Raw genomic sequence first — 21,060 nt, 5'->3', positions numbered from 1 at the left:
GCAAATATAGGGCTTCCGTTGCCCGACACAAAGGCTCAGAATGCGCTGTCCGGATAGAAGTTATACCAATCGTATTGGATGTCTTCCGTAATATCCGTGATTTCGTCGTTGCTTTCGGCTTCGCGGATGTCTTGCTGCCCGTCGTACGCGTCGGTCAGCCGGTAGGGAAATTGTAGGGTTCTCATGGTAGTGGGGATTACGATCACGTCTCCGTAAAGGTACCGCCTCCATGTTCCGCCGTTGTTGTGGGATTGTTATGAAACGTTGCAGTTTAAATCAAAAAAGCGGATGAAACTGGGCTCCATCCGCTTTTTTCTAGGCATTCATCAACGTTTCGATGTGGTCGGCCTCAATCGGTATGTTTCGCATGAGGTTAAACGGTTCGCCCGTTTCCTGCACCACGACGTCGTCTTCGATCCGGATGCCGAAACCTTCTGCCGGGAGATAGATGCCCGGTTCAACGGTAAAGACCATGTTCGCCTTCATCGGCTCATGCAGCAGTCCGTAATCGTGGGTGTCGAGTCCGAGGTGGTGCGATGTGCCGTGCATAAAATACTTCTTATACGCCGGCCAGTCCGGATTTTCATTCTGTACGTCGGCTTTGTCCAACAGGCCGAGACCCAGGAGTTCAGACGTCATCAGTTTTCCTACTTCCTTATGGTATTCCTTCCACAGCGTGCCCGGCACGAGCATTTTGGTAGCTTCGGTTTTCACGCGCAGCACGGCGTTGTAGACATCTTTCTGCCGGGCGGTGTAACGACCGGAAACCGGAATGGTGCGCGTCAGGTCAGATGAATAATTCGCATATTCCGACGCGACATCCAGCAGCAGCAGGTCGCCGGCTTTACATTCTTTATTGTTTTCGACATAATGCAGGACGTTGGCGTTGGCGCCCGAGGCGATGATAGGGCCATAGGCGAAACCACGCGCGCGGTTGCGGACGAATTCGTGCAGCAGCTCCGCTTCCACTTCATATTCCATCACACCCGGTTTGACGAACGACAGCAATCGCCGGAACCCTTTTTCCGTGATGTCGCAGGCTGTTTGGATGAGGGCAAGTTCTTCCGCTTCCTTCACCGACCGCAGGCGCTGCAGGATCGGATTGCTTTTCGCTACCGTATGGGCCGGATATTTCTTTTTCGCCCATTCAATGAAGCGGTCTTCCCGCGTTTGCGTTTCGACGGCCGAACGGTAGTGCTCGTTCGTGTTGATATAAAGGGTCTCGGCGTAGGTCATGATTTCAAAAAAGACCTTTTCGAAATCCTGTAGCCAATACACCGATTTGATTCCCGACACTTCAAATGCCTGGTCTTTGTTCAGTTTGGCGCCATGCCAGATCGCGATGTGCTCGCTGGTTTCGGTAAGGAACAGCACTTCTTTCAGGTGCGGGTACGGCGCATCGGGGAACAACACGAGGATACTTTCTTCCTGGTCGACGCCGCTCAGGTAAAAGATATCCCGATGCTGCTGGAACGGCATGGTGCTGTCGGCACTGATCGGATAAATATCGTTCGAATTGAAAACCGCTACGGCGTTCGGCTTCATTTGCGCCATGAACTTCTGGCGGTTTTTGATAAACAGGGAATTGGGAATAGGATGGTATTTCATGGTGGGCAAACTTGTATATAAGGCAAATGTAACGAGAATGGCGCATCGGCTTGCCGCCATTTGGCCGAAAAATCAGCGTACACTTTTCCGGATGCGGCTCATGTGACGGTCGGATATCCCGAGAAACGACGCCAGGTGGCGGAGCGGGATTTCTAGCAGCAATTTCGGTTCAGTCGCCAGCAGTTTGCGGTAGCGGGCCTCGGGCGTTAGGGTAAGCAGGTCAATTCTGTATTCATCGATGAGGCAGATCTGGCGCTCGATGAGTTGGTGGTAATAATCGCGGAAAGTGGGATCGTCTGCCATGCGTTTTTCAAAACCCGGGCGGTCGATGACCCAAACCGTGCTGTCGGCAATCGCTTTGATGCTCTTGCGAGAGGGCGTTCCAGAAAGGAAACTCCTGAGTGAGGAGGTAAAGGTGTTTCGCAGCGCCAAATACGTTGTTTTTTCACCATTTTCGACCTCTATAAGATGCTGTAGTATTCCGCTTTCCACATAACAAAACCACGGACATACCTCGCCTTGTCGAACGATCAGTTCGTTTTTTCGAAACCGCTTCTTCACAAAATGCACGGCGCCACCCTCGATAAAAAGGCGTAGTGCTTTGGCGTCGTCAGGGTCGTTTTTGGGATACATAGCCTTGTGTTGACCTGGTAAAATTACATAATTGAAGTTTGCATTGTTGGATGGTCTTATAGCTTTGTTAAAGCGTCAGGCGGGTATGCGCTTTTTTATACTTTTGCCCAAAAGCGTTGGTTATGAGGTTAGTGGTGTTTTCTTTATTGGTGTCACTTTGTGCAATGGGCCAAACCCGGCTTATTTCCTTCCGCAGCCATAGCGGCGACATGCGGCATTTCCGAAGTGCAATTGAACATCGGGCCTTCGACCTGGAAGCGTCCAATTTGGGAATCGCGCCGACTGAGACCGTAAAGAACGCACAACTTGACTCCGTCATCCGCCTGCCGGATGGTAAAGCAATATTGGTAACGAGCGAATATTGTGACGAAACAAACCGTAGCACCTGTAGGGTCGTGTCAACAGAAAAATGGTCGGCGGGTCGCGATACGGTCAGTCGGCATCCGTTATTTTCAAATTACCATTCCCTTGACTCGATAAAGAACATCCTGGCGCGGGACTATAATTTCCGGAATAACATTGAAGAGGTGGTGTTCGTGGGCTACGACAACAACAAGAAACCGCCCAAAAAAGCAAGGAAAAAAGGCGTTGTCCTTCCTTTTGCAAACAAGTGGCCGCAGGTCGGATTGTTACTAATGCTCGCGTTTGGGTCTGGACTCGTGGCGTTTTCACTGTGGCGACTTCGGGGTATGAAAACGCCCCTGGCTGCGTGATACAGCGGGTAGTTTCGACAGCAACGGCGCTGTTCTTTGCGGGAACGATGTTCTTCCTTCCCTTCGATGCAGGGGAAGGCTGGCAGCGAGGCCTTTCGTTATTCGTATTCGGGGATCTCGTAACCCATATTTCCTATTTTGTACACGACCATCCGCTGCCGGCCGATTTCTCTTCCGACACCCTGTCCCTTTTGATACTGTTAGGCCTACTCGCGATCCTGGCCGCCGCCCTGGGCTGGATTTTGTCTGCTTTGAAGACGGGCTTTCGGGTTGCCAAAGTGGTCCGCATCGGGGGTAGCTACTACCTGGCCTATGTCCTGCTGTGTTACGGCGTCGGGAAAATACTCGGATTACAATTTTACATCCCCGAAGCCAATGTCCTTTTTACGCCCTTCGGGCAACTGACCAAAGACATCCTCTTCTGGAGCACGGTGGGCACGTCGCACTCCTTCAATGTGGTGACGGGCATTATAGAGTGCGCCATTGCGTTGCTGTTGCTGTTAGGACGAACAAGGGTGCTGGGTCTATTTTTGTGCCTGTTCGTGTTGCTGGGAATCGTACTCCTCAACTTCACGTTCGATATATCTGTCAAATTATTTTCATTGCTGCTTACGGCGCTCAACCTGTTTTGCCTGTGGCCTGTTTTGCCCGCCCTTGGTCGTTTTTTCGCAGGGAAGGGCGTTGTATCGCTCAACGGGCTGTTCCCTCAATGGTCGATCCGTTCTGTTTGGACGCTGTGGCAGCAGGTGTTTCTCGCATCGACGATCGTTGTGACGGCGATCTGGCAGCAACTTCCGACCGACCGGCACCGTGCGTTTCCAAATGGTGCTTATGAAGTGGTTTCCGGAGTAGCATCCCGGCCGGGCAGCATACGGCGTTTTTTTGTCCACAGTCACGATTACCTGATCCTACAGGATACGACAGGGTCTCTTGTGGATTACCATTTCGAGGTGGTGGGCCCTGCTATTTTGGTAGAGGATTACGCAGGAAAAAAGACGGTCGGCCGTTTTCAGTTTTCCCGAAAAGACAGTTTGTTACGCCTCGAGGTGCCCGAAAGGGGCTGGCTGTTCAACGGGAAGGCAATCGATATCCGGAAACTTCCCGCTTTGCAGGATGATACCCATTTTCTCTTAGACGACTTCGAGTGAAGGCGCCACCCATTCGTAATACCGCGCTCCGATGAGGTTGGGACGCGTCGTCTCAATGGAAGCCAACCGCCATTCCCCTTCGGGTTTTCGGACGCTTTCCCCACGTTCTTTGCGGTGCAATGATTCGTAGGTGTCGAAATCCATTTCCTGGCTTGCCGCGAGGGTTTCGAACAAATGGATTTTTTCGATTTGCGACTTCCAGCCATTTTCCACCGTTCCTTCAAACACTTTCGACTTCGATCCGCTTCCGTAGGCCATGAAGCCGAAAGTCGATCCCGACAATTCGGTGTTTTTTTCCGCCGCATCGGCCAGTGTCGACAGCAAGCCCATAAAGATCGAGCCCGTATACAGGTTCCCGATAAGGGAAGACGCCCGTTCCGCCGGCTGCAATTTCTCGGTGACGAAACCACGGTACGCATCCGATTTCGCCAGGTCTTTGAGTTTTTGCGGGAATTCGGCATCCGTAGCGTCGAGTGACAAGTCACCGTCCAATGCAAAAATCTCCGTCAGCATCCGTCGTCCCTGGAACGCGTAAGGTAAGTGCATGATGATACGGCTCCAGGAATCGTAAAGTGTAGCCGGAGCATTCTTTTTTCCTTTCAATGAAAAATACGCCTGGCGCGTGCGGTCCATATAGCATTGGTTCGAGTATTGACCGTCAAATACCGGCTGGTCTTTGTGTATTTCGAGATGGGCTTCGAGGTGCCCGAACCAGGGTGTATTGTCCTTTCCGCCGAGGATCTCCGCTTTGGCGAGCGTGCGATACGGCTTGAAAAAGTCGAACACGCCTTTCGTGCTTACCGCCCAGTCGGTGCCCAGCGACAGCAGCCGGGGCTGTGCCGATACGAGCAACGCCACGGCTCCGGCTCCCTGCGTATATTCACCTGTGGAACCGAGATCGTATTTGGCAAAATCCGTGGCTACCACAATGGCTTTTTCCGTTGGATGAAGACGGATATAATCGAGGCAATTCTGCAACGCGTCGACCGCCCCGATACAGGCGAAGGTAAAATCAACCGTGTCGCAGTTTTCGAGCACACCGTCGCCAAACTGTTGCTCCATCAATGCTGTCAGGAACGACCCGATAGGCTTGGCGTTGTCGATGCCGCTTTCCGACCCGACATACAGCCGTGTGATCGTACGGAAGTCGAGGTTTTCCTGCTGGGCGAGCCGCGTGAGGGCATTCGCGGCGAACACCACGGCGTCCTGGTGCACATCCGGAAAGGTCATTCGGGTCAGTCCGAGTCCCTTTTCAAGCTTTTCCGGGTCAATGCCACGGGCAGTGGCCAATGACGTGATAGGTAAATGGATACGGGCAACATCAAACGCAACAGCATCGATTCCGACAGTCATAAGTAGGATTTTGAGGTGCAAAAATACGATATCCGGACGCTGTAAGAAACCCGGAGTGCCTTTACACCCAACTTTTTACGGATATGATGGAAATCTTAACACGATTTTTTGAATCGCTGATAAAAACGCGGAATTTCGCGTCGGGGAAACGTTTTCGCTTCAACATTTTATACTGATTATAAATTACGAAACCCCTTTGTGTTAAAGGTCATAAGCCTTACTTTTGTTTGATTTTTAAAACCGTTATTCCGTATGGCAAAATCCGCTTTACTGAAGTCGTCGCTGGCGAAAAAATACTGGATGGGCATGACCGGACTTTTCCTCTGCCTGTTCCTTGTAGGACACTTGCTGGGGAACCTCCAGATCCTCTACGCCGATGCACATCAATTCAACGCGTACGCGCTGTTCATGACCACCAATCCGGCGGTGAAAGTGTTATCGTACCTGACGTATTTCTCCATTCTTTTCCACGCGGTCGACGGCCTGTTGCTGACGATCCAGAACGCGAAGGCGCGTCCGGTGGGATATGTAAAGAACAATCCGTCACAGAACTCCACCTGGTCATCGCGCAACATGGGCCTCCTCGGGACACTGCTGTTGGTGTTCATCGTGACCCACATGATGAATTTCTGGGCCGTGATGCACTTTGACGACAAGATGCCGCTGGAGAAATTCGAATTGGTGCTCGACAAAGACCAAATGATGCCCGGACAGGATCTGCCAACGCTCTACACGACCACCAACCCAGGTGTATTGGTAGACAGCGCGAAAGTCGGCGCTACGAATGAAGAGGCGAAGAAAGACCGTAAGACCTATTACGTCGAAGATCGCACAAAATTCATGTATACAGGCACCAACGTGCAATATGCAGAGGGCTATAAAGACCTATATGCGATTACGATTGCGTTCTTCAAAGACAAATCGTTCGGACTCGTTTACACGCTGCTTTATGTGTTGGCGATGGCTGTATTGGCCTTCCACCTCGACCATGGTTTTGCCAGCGGCTTCCAGAGTCTGGGTGTGAACCATCCGAAGTGGAGTCCGCTCATCAGCGCCTTTGGCCGTGGCTTTGCCATTCTCGTGCCGTTGGCGTTTGCGATCATCCCGCTCTGTGTTCACTTTGATATTTTCCGTACGTTTTAATCCTTAGCGCCATGAATCTAGATTCCAAGATACCACAGGGTGATATTGCCGACAAGTGGACCAATCATAAGAACCATCTCAAACTCGTTGCGCCGAACAACCGTCCGAAGATCGATATCATCGTCGTCGGAACCGGACTCGCAGGTGCTTCTGCAGCCGCTTCCTTCGGCGAGATGGGTTATAATGTAAAAGCTTTCTGCTTCCAGGATTCTCCCCGTCGCGCGCACTCGATTGCAGCACAGGGCGGTATCAACGCAGCGAAGAACTACCAGAACGACGGCGACTCTACCTACCGTCTTTTCTACGATACGATTAAAGGGGGCGACTACCGCGCCCGCGAAGCAAACGTCCACCGTTTGGCAGAAGTGTCCGCCAACATCATCGACCAGTGTGTCGCGCAGGGCGTTCCGTTTGCCCGCGACTACGGCGGACTCTTGGACAACCGTTCCTTCGGTGGTACACAGGTACAGCGTACGTTCTACGCAGCCGGCCAAACCGGGCAACAGTTGTTGTTGGGTGCTTACTCGGCCTTGTCCCGCCAAATCGGGCTTGGGCGCGTGCAGATGTTCAACCGCCACGAAATGCTCGACATCGTGAAGGTGGATGGCAAGGCGCGCGGCATCATCGCCCGTAACCTCGTCACCGGAGAATTAGAGCGTCATTCCGCCCACGCGGTGATCATTGCATCAGGCGGCTACGGAAACGTCTACTTCCTTTCGACCAACGCAATGGGCAGCAACGTCACGGCGTCCTGGAAAATCCATAAAAAAGGAGCGTTGTTCGCCAACCCTTGTTTCGTACAGATCCACCCGACCTGTATCCCCGTACACGGCACCAACCAGTCGAAACTGACGCTGATGTCAGAATCGTTGCGTAACTCGGGCCGTATCTGGGTACCTAAGAAAAAAGAAGATGCGGAAGCCATCCGTGCCGGCAAACTGAAGCCGACGCAGATTGCCGAAGAAGACCGCGATTATTTCCTCGAAAGAAGGTATCCTGCCTTCGGTAACCTCGTGCCACGTGACGTAGCGTCACGCGCTGCGAAAGAGCGTTGCGATGCTGGTTTCGGTATCGAGGCCAACGACACGAATGAAGGGGTATACCTCGATTTCGCGTCTGAAATCCGCAGCAAAGGACGTCAGGCGGCGTTTGCCCAGGGCGACCATAACCCATCTGAAGAGACCGTCCTGAAACTGGGTAAAGCCTGGATCGAGGAGAAATACGGTAACCTCTTCCAGATGTACCAAAAAATCACCGACGAGAATCCATACGAAACACCGATGAAAATCTACCCGGCGGTGCACTACACCATGGGTGGCGTATGGGTTGACTATAACCTCGAAAGTACCATTCCGGGCTGTTTCGTGGCCGGTGAAGCCAACTTCTCTGACCACGGTGCCAACCGGCTCGGTGCCTCAGCCCTGATGCAGGGTCTGGCAGACGGGTATTTCGTATTGCCGTACACGGTATCGAACTACCTCGCCGACGAGATCCGTACCGGAAAAATCTCAACCGACCTTCCGGAGTTTGCCGAAGCGGAAAACAACGTCCGTTCGCAGATCGACCGTTTCCTCGGCAACAACGGAACACGTTCGGTCGACTATTTCCACAAACGCCTCGGCCTCATCATGTGGAACAAAGTCGGTATGGCGCGGAACGAGAAAGGTCTTAAAGAAGCCATCAGCGAAATCGCGGCACTCAAAGCCGAGTTCTACAAAGATGTCTTCGTGCCGGGAAGTGCCAACGAGCTCAACCCTGAACTGGAAAAAGCCCTTCGCGTAGCCGACTTCATCGACCTCGGACAATTGATGGCGCAGGATGCCCTCCAGCGGAACGAGTCGTGTGGTGGTCACTTCCGCGAGGAGTACCAGGATGCAGAAGGTGAAACCCTTCGCGACGATGAGAACTTCAAGTTCGTGGCTGCGTGGGAGTACAAAGGCGATGACATCAGCCAGGAAGTCCTTCACAAAGAAGAACTGAAGTACGAGTTCATCAAGATTGCCGCACGGAATTACAAATAAGAAAAGACGCTTTTTATGGCAACGAAATATATCAACATCACCCTAAAGGTTTGGCGCCAGAAAGACGCACAATCAAAAGGACAAATGGAGACTTACAAGCTCGACAAAGTGTCGACGGACAGCTCCTTCCTTGAAATGCTCGACCAATTGAACGAGCAGTTGATCAACGAGCGGAAAGCGCCGATTGCCTTCGACCACGACTGTCGCGAAGGCATCTGCGGAAGCTGCTCCCTCTACATTAACGGGCGCGCCCACGGCCCCGATCGTTTTATCACCACCTGCCAGTTGCACATGCGCAGCTTCAAAGACGGCGAGACGATTTACGTAGAACCATGGCGTTCGAAAGCCTTCCCGGTTATCAAAGACCTCGTGGTGGACCGTTCGGCCTTCGATCGTATCCAGCAAGCAGGTGGTTTCGTATCGGTCAACACCTCCGGTCGCACGATCGACGCCAACGCAACACCGATTCCAAAGGCAGACGCTGACCGCGCGTTCGAAGCGGCGGCCTGCATCGGCTGCGGTGCCTGTGTGGCGAGCTGTAAGAACGGTTCGGCCATGCTCTTCGTAGGTGCGAAAGTGTCACAATATGCGCTGTTGCCACAAGGCCGCGTAGAAGCACATGACCGCGTCCTGAACATGGTCCGCCAGATGGACGAAGAAGGATTCGGTAACTGTACGAACACCGGCGCCTGCGAAGTGGAATGTCCGAAAGGCATTTCCCTCGAGAACATCGCCCGTATGAACCGCGAGTACCTCAAGGCCAGCTTGTCGTAAGAAAACAATCGATATTAATAGGAAACGCGCACTTCGGTGGGCGTTTTTTTTTTTTGGGCGTTGCCGCTCATTCGAATCCAGGGTTATATGGACGTATCCGGTTCGCGGCCCGGCTGTCCGCTATAGCTTTTTGCGCGGATGGTTTCGGGGTTCCGGGCGTTCCCACGGCGCAAAAAGGCTGCCGCTCCCATCCGTAACGCGGATTCCGTATCTTTGGGTACCAACCATTTCACCATGAGGTCTCCCATCCTTTTTGTCTTCCTTCTGATTTCCTTCTTCGGCCACACGCAACACCAACACGTCAACCCCCTAATCGGAACCGGCGGCCATGGGCACACCTTTCCCGGGGCAACCGTGCCTTTCGGAATGGTGCAACTGTCGCCTGATACCCGCATCGACGGAAGTTGGGACGGCTGTTCCGGTTATCATTATTCCGACAATGTCATCTACGGCTTCTCGCATACGCACCTGAGCGGCACCGGCTGCTCCGATTATGGCGATGTGATGCTCATGCCTACCATGGGAACGCCCTCGCTCGACAAAGAGCAGTACGCATCGCGGTTTTCCCATAATTCAGAAAAGGCGTCGGCGGGTTACTATGCCGTCCGTCTTGACGATGATGACATTGACGTCGCCCTTACGGCTTCTACCCGGGTCGGGTTCCACCAATATACCTTCCGGAATAAAGGACAGGCCAATTTCATCCTCGATCTCAACCACCGCGACAAACTGCTGATGGGGGAGGTGCGCATCATCGACGACAAAACCATCGAGGTCATGCGCCGCAGTCAGGCGTGGGCTCGCGACCAGTATGTTTTCGCCCGGATTGAGTTCAGCAAACCCGTAAAAGTAACAGATCTCAACAACAACGCCTTTGCCCGGCCCCGCAACACCGACTCCTTTTTTGCGGGCTCCGTACTCGCGATTTCCTTTTCCGCCAATGTACGTGCCGGAGAAAAAATCAACGTCAAGGTCGCGTTGTCGCCCACTTCCTATGAAGGTGCCGAACGCAACATGTCGGAGATAAAAGGCTGGGATTTCGGCAATGTGAAATCGGCCGCCGAAGCCGCCTGGGATCAAGAATTGGGTAAAATCGACCTCAACGAATCCAATTCGGATAAACAAACCATATTCTATACCGCGCTCTACCATACCATGACGCAGCCCAATGTGGCACATGACATCGACGGGCAATACCGGGGGCGAGACAACCAGGTGCACCCCAATCCGGGGTTTGGGTACTACTCGGTTTTTTCCCTTTGGGATACCTTTCGTGCGGCCCATCCGCTCTATACCCTCATCGACCGCAAGCGCACCGCCGATTTCATCAACACCTTCCTCCGGCAATACGAAGAAGGCGGCCGGCTTCCGGTTTGGGAGCTGGCCTCGAATGAGACCGACTGCATGATCGGCTACCATTCCGTTTCCGTCATGGCCGATGCGATGGCGAAGGGTATAAAGGGCTTCGATTACGAAAAGGCGTTCCAGGCGGCCAAACACAGCGCGATGCTCGACCACCTCGGACTGGCTGCCTATAAGAAGAACGGCTTCATTGCCATTGATGATGAACATGAAAGCGTCTCGAAGACATTGGAATACGCCTATGACGACTGGTGCATCGCACAAATGGCGAAGCTCACCGGTCATAAAGACGACTACGATTATTTCATGATGCGGTCGCAGAACTGGAAGAACCTGTTCGATCCGTCAACGGGTTTCATGCGTCCGAAACGCAACGGAGGATGGGACAAACCCTTTGATCCGCGGGAGGTCAATAACAACTTCACCGAAGGAAATGCCTGGCAATACTCACTCTTCGTACCGCACGATATCGAAGGGCTCGCGGGCGCGCTGGGCGGACAAGAGGCCTTGGCTCGAAAACTAGACGACTTGTTCAACGCCCCCACCCAAACCACGGGTCGCGAGCAGGCCGACATTACCGGACTTATCGGGCAGTATGCGCACGGCAACGAGCCCAGTCACCATATGGCCTGGTTGTATGTGCCGGCCGGGCAGCCGCAAAAAGCACAGGAGAAAATCCGGTTTATCCTCGATAATTTCTACAAAAATGCACCCGATGGTTTGATAGGAAATGAAGATTGCGGACAAATGAGTGCCTGGTATGTCTTGTCTACTCTGGGGATGTACGCCATTTGTCCGGGTCAACCCGCCTGGACATATTTGGCACCTTCCGCTTCCGCCACGGTTCATCTCGAAGACGGCTCCAAAAAGCCGGTTTCTGATGTTGCGCCGCCGTTCGAATATTGGTTTCCTGATTACCGACGAGAATTGGCGACCGAAACCTCGGGGGTGTTACTTCCGGTTCCCGTCATTGAGTCGCCTTCGCGGGTGTTCACCGAGAAGATGCCGGTGTCGATCAAAACCGTTGATCGCGACGTAAGGTGTTACTACCGCATCCAGGAAATAGGACATCGCGACGAAAAGAAGGATTTTAGTGTGTATCAATGGCCTTTTTTCATTGAACAGAGCGGCACGGTGGAAACGTATGCCGAGAAAGTGCCTGGTATTGCGAGCACTGTAGTAACGGGAACGTTCATCCGGAAACCCAATGCGTATACGGTGGAGATACGCTCTACCTATAACCCACAATACCACGCTGGCGGTCCTGAAGGCTTACTGGATGGCATCCGCGGAAGCGAAAACTGGCGGAAAGGCGATTGGCAGGGCTACCAGGCACAGGATTTCGAGGCGGTCGTAGACCTAAAGGAAATGCGGAGCGCAAAGGAAATCAGCGCGGGCTTCCTGCAAGACAGCCGCTCGTGGATACTGATGCCCCGGGAAGTGGAATTTCTGGTGTCGACCGACGGGCAGAAGTTCTTTCCGGTCGGAAAGAAAATCGTAACCGACGAAGACCCGCAACGGGAGGATACCTTTATCAAAGAATATGGCTTGAAAGATCCGATTGGGAAGTTCCGATACGTGAAAGTCATTGCCCGCAACTTCGGTAAACTGCCCGCTTGGCATCAGGGCGCCGGTGGGGATGCTTTTATCTTTATTGACGAAATTACCATCCGATGAAAATCGCGCTCGTACAGACCGACCTGGCGTGGGAGCAGCCGTTCGAAAACCGCGAGCAGCTTACGAAAGTACTACAGTCCATTACGGCTGACCTTATCGTACTGCCCGAGATGTTTACCACAGGTTTCACGATGCACCCCGCTGCCGTTGCGGAAACCATGGACGGCCCCACACTAAGTTGGATGAAAGAGATGGCGGCTGAACGACCGGCTGCGGTTACCGGAAGTGTTGTAATGGAAGAAGCGGGTAGCTTCCGAAACCGACTCCTGTTTGTATATCCCTCTGGTGACGTAAGGTATTATGACAAACGACACCTTTTTACCCTGGCGGGTGAAGATGTTGCCTACGCGGCAGGTCAAGACCGGCTGGTTCTTGATTATAAAGGCATCCGGATATGTCCGTTAATCTGCTACGATCTTCGATTTCCGGTCTTTTCCCGCAATACTGAATCATTCGACCTGTTGCTGTATGTCGCGAACTGGCCGGCGCCGCGCATCGAAGCCTGGGATGCGTTGCTAAAGGCCCGCGCCATCGAGAATGTCTGTTATGTGGCGGGTGTAAACCGTGTTGGTCACGATGCCAACGGCCATCATTATCCGGGGCATACGCAGGCGTTTGATTTTGCCGGCCGTGACCTTCTGGCCTCCACTGGAGAGGAAGGCGTCTTTGTTTTTGAACTTGACACACAGAAAATGCAGGCGTTTCGGGAACGTTTTGCTTTTTTGCAGGACCGCGACGACTTTACGCTGCTGCCTTAGCCGCCTCCGACATCCCATTCCTGGTTGATATCCCAGTTAGAGCGCAGGATGATGTCCTTCGGAAAATAAATCACCTCTTCAGGCTGCCGGTGTTCCATCCAACTGCCCGAATCCCACTCGCCGTTGCTGTTGGTATCGTAGATCAGGCGCATGGTACATGTAGCGGGGTCGAGTGACAGGAAGTCGATCTCGGGTTTCGTCGCCACCTCCCTTGCCAACACCTTTCCTTTGGCATCGGTCAGTTCGAGTATGACCGGGAACGATTTGGCATTTTGCAATACGACTTTCATGTTTCCGTAATCCCCCAGGCGACGAGTGGCGACGGTATAGTCGAGCGTGTCGTTTTCATGTCCGTAAAAGTCCACCAAAGCGCCCGGCATCATATTGATTTTGTAGCGCTGTTCTTCCTTCTTCTCAAAAACCACCGTAAGCTTTTGGTTGAAGGCGTCATAGTCCGTTGTAAAAGGTACGGATGCCGAATCTTTGTCCCTGATGGTGATCTTTGTGTTGTCGAAAGCGGTCAACGGCGTCGCGCTACGAAGCTGGAATTGTTCCCGGAAGGAAAGCGTACCGGCTTTTTCAGCCGTAAATCCAATCGAATCTTTTTTCTGGTTCTTCAATTTGACCCAGAAGTCTTTTTCGAAGGCGTCTTTCTTGATGGCAACCTGCAACGAATCGACTTTAGGTGCTTTATACCAGATTTGCACCGAGTCTTTTTCCGGCATTCTCGTAACGATAGACGGAACCATTTCATTGCCGTTTCGAACGGTATACACCGCACCTCGTGGATCACCCTCAAAACCGCCCAGCATCCGGTTGCCTGATGCCTGCGACGGGCGAAGTGCCCGGAACGATCCGTTTTCTTTGAAAAGACGTAGTTTGTAGGGTTTGTCAGATGGCACGACCACCGGTTCCGAAGAGAAGGCAATCTTATCGCTCCGCGGGTCAAACTTATAATTGTTCGATTTGTCTTTGAGCGCGATCAATTGGTAGCGGCCTTCCTTCAGGTTCTCGAGCTTGAAGACCACCGCGCTATCGAGTGTGCTGGTAACATAACGCGGTTTCTCCTTATAAATAGTCGAGTCGTTGAATGTCTCGTTCAATTCGTAGAGCATCACCGTGACGAAGTTATCCGCTTTCCGCTCAAGTGCGTCGCTGATGCCGCCGCTGATTTCGAGGGAATCGATATAGGCGCCCGTGGAAAAAACGTATCGGAATTGCGGCAGCGGCACACCTTCATTATTGTCTTGTATGCTTTGCCCGAAATTCAGGCTATAGGTCGTATTAGGGCGAAGTGTATCGCGGAAGCGCACCGTGAGTGTCTTCGACGGTAGTAGCGGACGAACATCCGGTGCGTGTTCGAGCGGAGGCGAAACGACCAGTTGTTTGCTCACGTCTTTTAACTTGACGTATTCATCGAAGGTCAGCCGGATTTCCTGCCCCTTGAAATCGGTCGAAAAGTTCTTCGGAAGGCTCACTTCCAGCGTAGGAGGCAGGCTGTCTTTCGGCCCACCGTCAATATTGCCGCGGCGTGCGCAGCCGGTCAGCACGAAAAGCAGTACGGCGAAGACAAAGAGGATTCGGTTTTTCAACTCACGATCATTGGTCCCACAAAATAACGATTATATTTTGTCGGGTGGAAATTTTTAGGAAAGTGTTATCGATGTAGGCGTCTCATTTGTAGGTCATGGCCATCGTCACGATACTGAGGCGGGCATCTGGAATACGTAACAGCGCCTTTCCGCAGCTTTCGAGGGTGGCGCCCGTGGTCAGCACGTCGTCGACTAGAAGGAAATGCCGCCCGTGGTGCGACGCGTCGAATTGCACGACAAACCCTTTGTCTTCGGTGGCGATGCGTTCAAAGAACGACTTTTTCGACTGCGATTTCGACTGTACGCTTTTCACGAGGAGGGACGGATCGCACGGTACTCCCAGATAACCCGACAGGGTCTCGGCAAACGACGTCACCTGGTTGTAGCCTCTTTTCCGTTGTTTTTTTGGATACATCGGAACAGGGACGATGGCGTCGATGGAGGAGGGAAGTCCGGCTTCCTGTAACCCCGGGCCAGCCCAATGCCCCAGTGCCGTGCCGATATCTTCCCGTCCCTTGTATTTTAGTTTATGGATCAGCCGTTGCACGCGCCCGTGCCTGTGGTAATACAACAGGCAGGAGACGTGCTCAACCGGCAGCCGTCCATAAAAGGCGCGGAAGGCTTCGTTTTCGGGATGTAGGTGCTGTTGCGTAAACGGCAGTTCGTGACGGCATTCGGTGCAGATGAGGATTTCGCCCGTTTGCAGTAATCCGTCACAGGCCGCGCAGGTATCGGGATAAAAAAGGGAGAGGAAGTCGTGGAGCCATTTTTTCATGGGGGCAAGGTAACGGGTGGCGGAAAAACACCGTTACGGCTTTCCCGTAGAAAATGTTAAAGATTGAAGTGGGTTTTACCGGGCGCCGGCTTCGGACTTTAGTACTTTTATCTATTTTTGCACCACTATGGCAAAACAAGACGATATTTTCAAAAACGTCGTATCGCATGCGAAGGAATACGGGTTTATCTTCCCGTCGAGCGAGGTATACGACGGACTCAGTGCCGTGTATGATTACGGACAGAACGGAGTCGAACTGAAGAACAACATCCGGCAGTATTGGTGGAAAGCGATGGTGCAGATGCACGATAACATCGTGGGCCTCGATGCGGCTATCCTGATGCACCCAACGACCTGGAAAGCATCCGGACACGTAGATGCCTTCAACGATCCGCTTATCGATAATAAAGATTCCAAAAAACGCTACCGTGCCGACGTCCTGATTGAAGACTACGCTGAGAAGCTGAACCAGAAGGCGGAAAAGGAAATCGAAAAGGCCGCTGCGCGTTTCGGTGATGCTTTCGACCGCGAACAGTTCGTGACGACCAACACCCGCGTGGTCGAATACCTTTCCAAAAAGAAGGAAATTCTCGAGCGCATGGCAAGATCGCTGGATTCAGGCGATCTCGAAGACGTAAAGAAACTGATCGAGGAACTCGAAATTGCCGATCCGGAAACCGGCTCACGCAACTGGACGGAAGTGCGGCAGTTCAATCTCATGTTCGGAACCAAACTCGGGGCATCGGCTGAAAACGCCATGGATTTGTACCTGCGTCCGGAAACGGCCCAGGGTATTTTCGTGAATTTCCTGAACGTACAGAAATCCGGGCGGATGAAGATACCGTTTGGTATCGCCCAAACCGGTAAAGCCTTCCGGAATGAGATTGTGGCACGTCAGTTCATTTTCCGCATGCGCGAATTCGAGCAGATGGAGATGCAGTTCTTCGTCAAACCGGGCGAAGAGATGAAGTGGTACGAATACTGGAAGGAGACGCGCCTGAAATGGCACCAATCGCTGGGACTTGGAAACGAGAACTATCGCTTCCACGACCATGAAAAACTGGCGCATTACGCCAATGCCGCCGCGGATATCGAATTCAATTTCCCATTCGGATTCAAGGAACTCGAAGGCATTCACTCGCGCACCGATTTTGACCTGGGGGCGCACGAGAAGTTTTCAGGTAAGAAAATGCAGTATTTCGATACGGAAGAGAACAAGAACTATACGCCGTATGTGGTGGAAACGTCGGTTGGTCTCGACCGGATGTTCCTCGCGGTATTCGCTACGTCCCTGCGTGAAGAAACCCTCGAAGATGGGTCTACCCGAACCGTTCTTTCCCTTCCGGCAGTGTTGGCACCGACCAAAGCTGCGGTGTTACCCTTGGTGAAGAAAGACGGTTTACCTGAACTTTCACGCGAAATCATGGAGGAACTGAAATGGGATTTCACGGTGGCATACGACGAAAAAGACGCTGTCGGTCGCCGCTACCGTCGCCAGGACGCGCTGGGAACGCCGTTCTGTATCACGGTCGACCATCAGTCACTGGAGGACCGTACCGTCACCATTCGTCATCGCGACACCATGAAACAAGACCGCGTGGCGATTTCAGAGCTTCGCGCGATTATCGAGAAAGAAGTGTCGATGAAGACGTGGTTGTTGAAGACCAAGGCCTAAGACACCCATACTATAGTAAAAGAAAACCTCCTTCTCGGGAGGTTTTTTTGTTTGTGTTTTGATCGATCCGTTAGCCGTAGGGATGTCCCTGATCAGGGCGAAAGTGGTGTTTAAAGAGAAGGGTATGCCAGCCCTGAAACTACAGGGCTCGCTATTACGGGATTACGTAGACAAAAAGTTTAACAAAAAATGCGGTTTTCCCGTATCAGCTTGTCGCGAGGGTTTCGTAAGGGACGCATCCGCCCCTCCCCTAACGCAATCTCGGGTTTTCCGGCGAGACTGTTTTACGGTAAAACCACACCTTTTGTTAATTGTTTAATGAGGAATTCAAAATCCTCAGGGCTTCAGGTAAAGACGGAATCCATCATACAACTCCAGTAATCCGTTGGACTTACCCTTGTCGTCAAAAAACTTCTCCCAGGTGCTGAGCGGTTCCCAGATGCATGACCCCTTGGCATGTGCTCCGCCTGCCTCAAATGCGATTTTATTCACTTCGTCTTTCAGGGCAGAATACTCCACCACGATTACATCTTTTTCATAACGTTTGGTAAGGTCGATGATATTGTCTTCTAAATCTGCCAGCGTGCCGTGCCATTTCGGGTAATAGGAAAGGCCAATAACGTCAAAATGCGCCTTGCGTTTCAACATGGCGTCGACGAACTGTACGGTTTCGGTGTTTTGTCCGCCCAACGCCACATGCAGCATGATCGGAATCGTGGGGTCGACCGATTTTACCGCCGCGGTTCCGGCCTTGAAAAGCTGCGCCATTTGGTCGGGCTCGCTGACATTCCCTTCCGGCCAAACGAGTCCGTGGTTGATTTCATTCCCTATCTGCACCATATCCGGTGTGGTACCTTGCTTTTGCAGTTCCAGCATCACCATTCGGGTATAGTCGTAAAGGGCTTTTTTCAGATCGGTGAACGACAATCCCTCCCATGCTTTGGGTTTGTATTGCTTGCCCGGATCGGCCCAGTAGTCGCTGTAGTGGAAGTCAAGCAACAGCTTCATCCCGGCTGCTTTCACCCTTTTGGCCATCGCCTTGGTGTGTTCGAGGTCACAGAAACCTTCGCCGGGCGAATAGCCTTTTTCATTTTCCGGATGGTGGAAAATCCTCAGGCGGACGTAGTTCAATCCGTGGTCTTTCAGGATTTCGACGGCGTCTTTCTGCACGCCTTTATCCGTGAATTTCATCCCCTTGGCTTCCAACTCTGGAAGGAAGGAAATATCGGCGCCCAGCATTTTACTGACCTCACGCGGTTTCGCCGCTTCTCCTTTCAGGTCATACGTCCCGTCAAGGGTCACGACCGAAGACTTCGAAGGCAATACCGTCACAATGTCCGTTCCGCCGCTGTAAAGTCCGGCCGCCTTTGCCTCGAATTGTAACATCGAAGCGCTGGTGCCCGCCTGCACGATGACCTGGCAATGGCCATTGAACAGGGCGCGTTGCCAGGCGCCGTCGGGACACACGTCAGGTTCGTGGCTGCTCGGATCGCCATTTCCTACCCCAATGATCTTTCCGTCGCCTTTTAGGTAAAAACGGACGAGGTTATCCGCATCCGGCACTTCACGACCTTCACGGTCAACGGCGGAGATGTTGAGGATAGCGATGTCTTTGCCGTCTGCTGCCATCGTGGTGCGATACGGTGTCACGACGATTTCCGTCGCCGGACCGGTCGTTTCCACTTTTGCTTTCAGTTTCTTTCCTTTTTTGAACGCGATGGCTTCTAGCTTGCCGGGTTCGTACGGAACCGTCCAGTTCAGGTGGCCGTTTCGAGGCATTTCTTTTTTGCCCAGGCTTTTCCCATTGAGGAATAATTCGACGTCATCGGCATTCGAATTTAACCATACGTCGACGTTTTGGGCCGGCGTTCCGTCCCATTTGCGTTGTTTGTCGGGCCAGTTCCAGTGTGGACTGATGTGTAATACATCCTTATCCGTCCACCAGCTTTGGTAGTAATAGTAGATGTTTTTAGGAAAGCCACAAACATCCAGGATACCGAAGTGTGAGTTGACATTCGGCCATTGGTAGGGCGTCGGTTCACCGCGGTAGTCGATTCCGGTCCAGATGAATCCACCCAGCCAATAGTCATTTTCGGCGGCCAGTTTCCACCATTCTTCTGCCCGGCTGGCCCACCACGGAGCCGTGATGTCCTGATCGGGAACATACGCCCGGATTGGATCTTTTTCGTAAATACCCCGGGTCGTCACCGTACTGCCCATTTCGGTGCCGATGATGGGTTGGTTCGGATGGTCGTTGTGATACGCCGCCACATCAAATTGGCGGTAGTTGAACCCCCGCACAGGGATGACTTCGTTGACCCCTTTGAACACATTCGGAAGGTCAGCGGCATAGGTGCTCGTACGGGTGGGGTCGAGTTCACGTTGTTTGGCCAACAGAGTCAATGCGATTTTCCGGCCATTCTCCGTCGCCTGAATCATTTGTTCTTCGTTGCCGATACTCCACAGGAAAACCGAAGGATGGTTACGGTCGCGTTTTACCAAACGGGAGAATTGGTCGAGGTATTCGGCTCCGGAGTTCAACAAACGCTGTTCATCGAGTACCAGCATACCGAGACTGTCGCAGGCGTCAAGCAGTTCGGGCGCCGGGGCATTATGGCTCATCCGCCAGGCATTTACGCCCATGCTTTTCATAAGATTGACGCGGTAATAGTGGAGGTGATCCGGAAGTGCAGCGCCTACGCCGGCGTGGTCCTGGTGGTTGTTGACCCCTTTGATTTTGATTTTTTTCCCGTTGAGGAAGACGCCCTTGGCGGTGATGTCAATCGTGCGGAATCCGAAGGTGGTGGTGCGGGAGTCGATCAGTTTCCCTTTTTGGCGTACTTCGGCGACAATACGGTAGAGATACGGATCTTCCAGCGACCACAGCCGCGGATTGGAGACCGAAACGTCCTGTTTTACCAAACGCGTCTCGTTCGTTTTCAGTGAGGTGGAGGTAGGGGAGGAGGTAGCTACGACCTTCCCCGTCCGGTCTTTTATGTAATAGGATACGGAAACGTCCGCTGCAGAAAGGCCGCTGTTTCGTACGGATGTTTCCAGTGTCAAAGCGGCTTTTTTTGCTGTCGTAACGGCATGTGCGAACAAGCCGTCATGCGGAATGTGGATGTCTTGATACTGGTTGAGCCACACATGGCGGTAGATACCCGCACCTTCGTAGAACCAGCCCTCGTATTGCGTGGCATCGACCCGGACGGTGACGACGTTTTCTTTGTCGAACCATACAAAATCGGTGATGTCATAATGCACACCCAGGTAACCGCTTTGGTTGTTGCCGCAATAAAATCCGTTTACCCATACGTCGGCGTCGCGGTAGATACCGTCGAATTGCAGTTCAAAGCGCTGGCCATCGTCTTTTTTATCAAGCGTAAAGGATTTTCGGTACCACCCGATGCTTGTCTCGGGGAAGAGGCCGCCCACCGGCTTGTAGCCGTGGGATTGCACATCGAAGTTGTCTACTTTCATAAACGGTAGCGCCACCGCCCAGTCATGGGGAAGGTTGATGCGTGTCCAGCTCGTATCGACAAACTTCGGATCGACCGGCGTCATCCGCCCATTTCCGGATTTCGAATAGAGGGGCGCGATGCCGTACCCGAAGTCTTTTTCGGGAAGTGCCGCATGTCCGAAATGGAACTTCCATCCCGAATCAAAGTCGGTGTGTCGGCGTTGGGCGTGGGCAGAAGGTAGGGAAAGGAGAATGAGGGCGAGGGCAAAAAACGGGAGTTTCATCCTGGGGAATGTTTAGCTACCGGTAAAAATAACGATTTCGTATCCCCTCGATTTTTCAACCCAACCAGTTTGTACTGGTAGGGT

General features: G+C 52.6%; 15 protein-coding genes. 8 read left to right on the top strand and 7 right to left on the bottom strand.

Going from position 1 to position 21,060, the window contains the following annotated elements; all coding sequences use genetic code 11:
* Window positions 1-35: 35 nt before the first annotated feature.
* The 3 genes from MKO97_RS02225 to MKO97_RS02215 all read right to left on the bottom strand — a co-directional run bounded on the left by MKO97_RS02225 (window position 36) and on the right by MKO97_RS02215 (window position 2,241).
* A complete protein-coding gene (locus tag MKO97_RS02225) occupies window positions 36-185 on the bottom strand; it encodes a hypothetical protein (RefSeq protein ID WP_241104446.1) in 150 nt (49 codons plus the stop codon).
* A gap of 130 nt (window positions 186-315) precedes the next feature.
* Window positions 316-1,608 (bottom strand): aminopeptidase P family protein, encoded by a 1,293-nt coding sequence (locus tag MKO97_RS02220; RefSeq protein ID WP_241104445.1) that lies wholly within the window; start codon window positions 1,606-1,608, stop codon window positions 316-318.
* A gap of 72 nt (window positions 1,609-1,680) precedes the next feature.
* Entirely contained in the window at window positions 1,681-2,241 is a 561-nt protein-coding gene (locus MKO97_RS02215) for a Crp/Fnr family transcriptional regulator (RefSeq protein ID WP_241104444.1), read from the bottom strand.
* 122 nt (window positions 2,242-2,363) lie between these two features.
* Here MKO97_RS02215 and MKO97_RS02210 point away from each other — a divergent pair, with 122 nt between their 5' ends.
* Together MKO97_RS02210 and MKO97_RS02205 are read left to right on the top strand one after the other, a co-directional pair.
* Window positions 2,364-2,954 (top strand): hypothetical protein, encoded by a 591-nt coding sequence (locus tag MKO97_RS02210; protein ID WP_241104443.1) that lies wholly within the window; start codon window positions 2,364-2,366, stop codon window positions 2,952-2,954.
* Complete coding sequence (locus MKO97_RS02205; RefSeq protein WP_241104442.1) at window positions 2,951-4,102, top strand: hypothetical protein; 1,152 nt, start codon at window positions 2,951-2,953, stop codon at window positions 4,100-4,102. Before MKO97_RS02210 ends, MKO97_RS02205 begins: the two co-directional genes overlap by 4 nt.
* Here the strand turns inward: MKO97_RS02205 and MKO97_RS02200 are convergent.
* Window positions 4,085-5,455 (bottom strand): hydroxymethylglutaryl-CoA synthase family protein, encoded by a 1,371-nt coding sequence (locus MKO97_RS02200; RefSeq protein WP_241104441.1) that lies wholly within the window; start codon window positions 5,453-5,455, stop codon window positions 4,085-4,087. The genes MKO97_RS02205 and MKO97_RS02200 overlap by 18 nt on opposite strands.
* A gap of 252 nt (window positions 5,456-5,707) precedes the next feature.
* Between MKO97_RS02200 and MKO97_RS02195 the strand changes: the two genes are divergently transcribed.
* The 5 genes from MKO97_RS02195 to MKO97_RS02175 all read left to right on the top strand — a co-directional run bounded on the left by MKO97_RS02195 (window position 5,708) and on the right by MKO97_RS02175 (window position 13,190).
* On the top strand, window positions 5,708-6,598 hold the full coding sequence (locus tag MKO97_RS02195; protein WP_241104440.1) for a succinate dehydrogenase cytochrome b subunit: 891 nt from the start codon (window positions 5,708-5,710) through the stop codon (window positions 6,596-6,598).
* Between the two features lie 11 nt (window positions 6,599-6,609).
* A complete protein-coding gene (locus MKO97_RS02190; RefSeq protein ID WP_241104439.1) occupies window positions 6,610-8,619 on the top strand; it encodes a fumarate reductase/succinate dehydrogenase flavoprotein subunit in 2,010 nt (669 codons plus the stop codon).
* Between the two features lie 15 nt (window positions 8,620-8,634).
* Window positions 8,635-9,393, top strand: a complete 759-nt coding sequence (locus tag MKO97_RS02185) for a succinate dehydrogenase/fumarate reductase iron-sulfur subunit (RefSeq protein ID WP_241104438.1) — start codon at window positions 8,635-8,637, stop codon at window positions 9,391-9,393.
* Between the two features lie 234 nt (window positions 9,394-9,627).
* Window positions 9,628-12,432: a GH92 family glycosyl hydrolase gene (locus tag MKO97_RS02180; RefSeq protein ID WP_241104437.1), complete on the top strand. Its 2,805-nt coding sequence runs from the start codon at window positions 9,628-9,630 to the stop codon at window positions 12,430-12,432.
* Complete coding sequence (locus MKO97_RS02175) at window positions 12,429-13,190, top strand: amidohydrolase (RefSeq protein WP_241104436.1); 762 nt, start codon at window positions 12,429-12,431, stop codon at window positions 13,188-13,190. Before MKO97_RS02180 ends, MKO97_RS02175 begins: the two co-directional genes overlap by 4 nt.
* Here MKO97_RS02175 and MKO97_RS02170 read toward each other — a convergent pair.
* Window positions 13,187-14,782, bottom strand: a complete 1,596-nt coding sequence (locus tag MKO97_RS02170) for an Ig-like domain-containing protein (RefSeq protein WP_241104435.1) — start codon at window positions 14,780-14,782, stop codon at window positions 13,187-13,189. The genes MKO97_RS02175 and MKO97_RS02170 overlap by 4 nt on opposite strands.
* Window positions 14,783-14,864: 82 nt before the next feature.
* The gene (locus MKO97_RS02165; protein WP_241104434.1) at window positions 14,865-15,557 is read right to left on the bottom strand and encodes a ComF family protein; all 693 of its coding nucleotides are present in this window, start codon (window positions 15,555-15,557) and stop codon (window positions 14,865-14,867) included.
* 127 nt (window positions 15,558-15,684) lie between these two features.
* Between MKO97_RS02165 and MKO97_RS02160 the strand changes: the two genes are divergently transcribed.
* Window positions 15,685-17,232: a glycine--tRNA ligase gene (locus MKO97_RS02160; RefSeq protein ID WP_241104433.1), complete on the top strand. Its 1,548-nt coding sequence runs from the start codon at window positions 15,685-15,687 to the stop codon at window positions 17,230-17,232.
* Between the two features lie 336 nt (window positions 17,233-17,568).
* On the opposite strand, the gene galA is transcribed toward MKO97_RS02160, so the two are convergent.
* Window positions 17,569-20,976: a beta-galactosidase GalA gene (gene galA, locus MKO97_RS02155; RefSeq protein WP_241104432.1), complete on the bottom strand. Its 3,408-nt coding sequence runs from the start codon at window positions 20,974-20,976 to the stop codon at window positions 17,569-17,571.
* Between the last annotated feature and the right edge of the window lie 84 nt (window positions 20,977-21,060).

Source organism: Flavobacterium sp. HJ-32-4, from assembly GCF_022532105.1.
Classification (GTDB): Bacteria; Bacteroidota; Bacteroidia; order Flavobacteriales; family Flavobacteriaceae; genus Flavobacterium.
The sequence above is the reverse complement of the archived record's forward strand: the minus strand, read 5'-3'. Positions and strand labels throughout refer to the sequence as shown.

Coding starts and splice junctions, on each gene's coding strand:
- MKO97_RS02225 (WP_241104446.1), bottom strand. CDS start 185: ATGAGAACCCTACAATTTCCCTACCGGCTGACCGACGCGTACGACGGG.
- MKO97_RS02220 (WP_241104445.1), bottom strand. CDS start 1,608: ATGAAATACCATCCTATTCCCAATTCCCTGTTTATCAAAAACCGCCAG.
- MKO97_RS02215 (WP_241104444.1), bottom strand. CDS start 2,241: ATGTATCCCAAAAACGACCCTGACGACGCCAAAGCACTACGCCTTTTT.
- MKO97_RS02210 (WP_241104443.1), top strand. CDS start 2,364: ATGAGGTTAGTGGTGTTTTCTTTATTGGTGTCACTTTGTGCAATGGGC.
- MKO97_RS02200 (WP_241104441.1), bottom strand. CDS start 5,455: ATGACTGTCGGAATCGATGCTGTTGCGTTTGATGTTGCCCGTATCCAT.
- MKO97_RS02195 (WP_241104440.1), top strand. CDS start 5,708: ATGGCAAAATCCGCTTTACTGAAGTCGTCGCTGGCGAAAAAATACTGG.
- MKO97_RS02190 (WP_241104439.1), top strand. CDS start 6,610: ATGAATCTAGATTCCAAGATACCACAGGGTGATATTGCCGACAAGTGG.
- MKO97_RS02185 (WP_241104438.1), top strand. CDS start 8,635: ATGGCAACGAAATATATCAACATCACCCTAAAGGTTTGGCGCCAGAAA.
- MKO97_RS02180 (WP_241104437.1), top strand. CDS start 9,628: ATGAGGTCTCCCATCCTTTTTGTCTTCCTTCTGATTTCCTTCTTCGGC.
- MKO97_RS02175 (WP_241104436.1), top strand. CDS start 12,429: ATGAAAATCGCGCTCGTACAGACCGACCTGGCGTGGGAGCAGCCGTTC.
- MKO97_RS02165 (WP_241104434.1), bottom strand. CDS start 15,557: ATGAAAAAATGGCTCCACGACTTCCTCTCCCTTTTTTATCCCGATACC.
- MKO97_RS02160 (WP_241104433.1), top strand. CDS start 15,685: ATGGCAAAACAAGACGATATTTTCAAAAACGTCGTATCGCATGCGAAG.
- galA (WP_241104432.1), bottom strand. CDS start 20,976: ATGAAACTCCCGTTTTTTGCCCTCGCCCTCATTCTCCTTTCCCTACCT.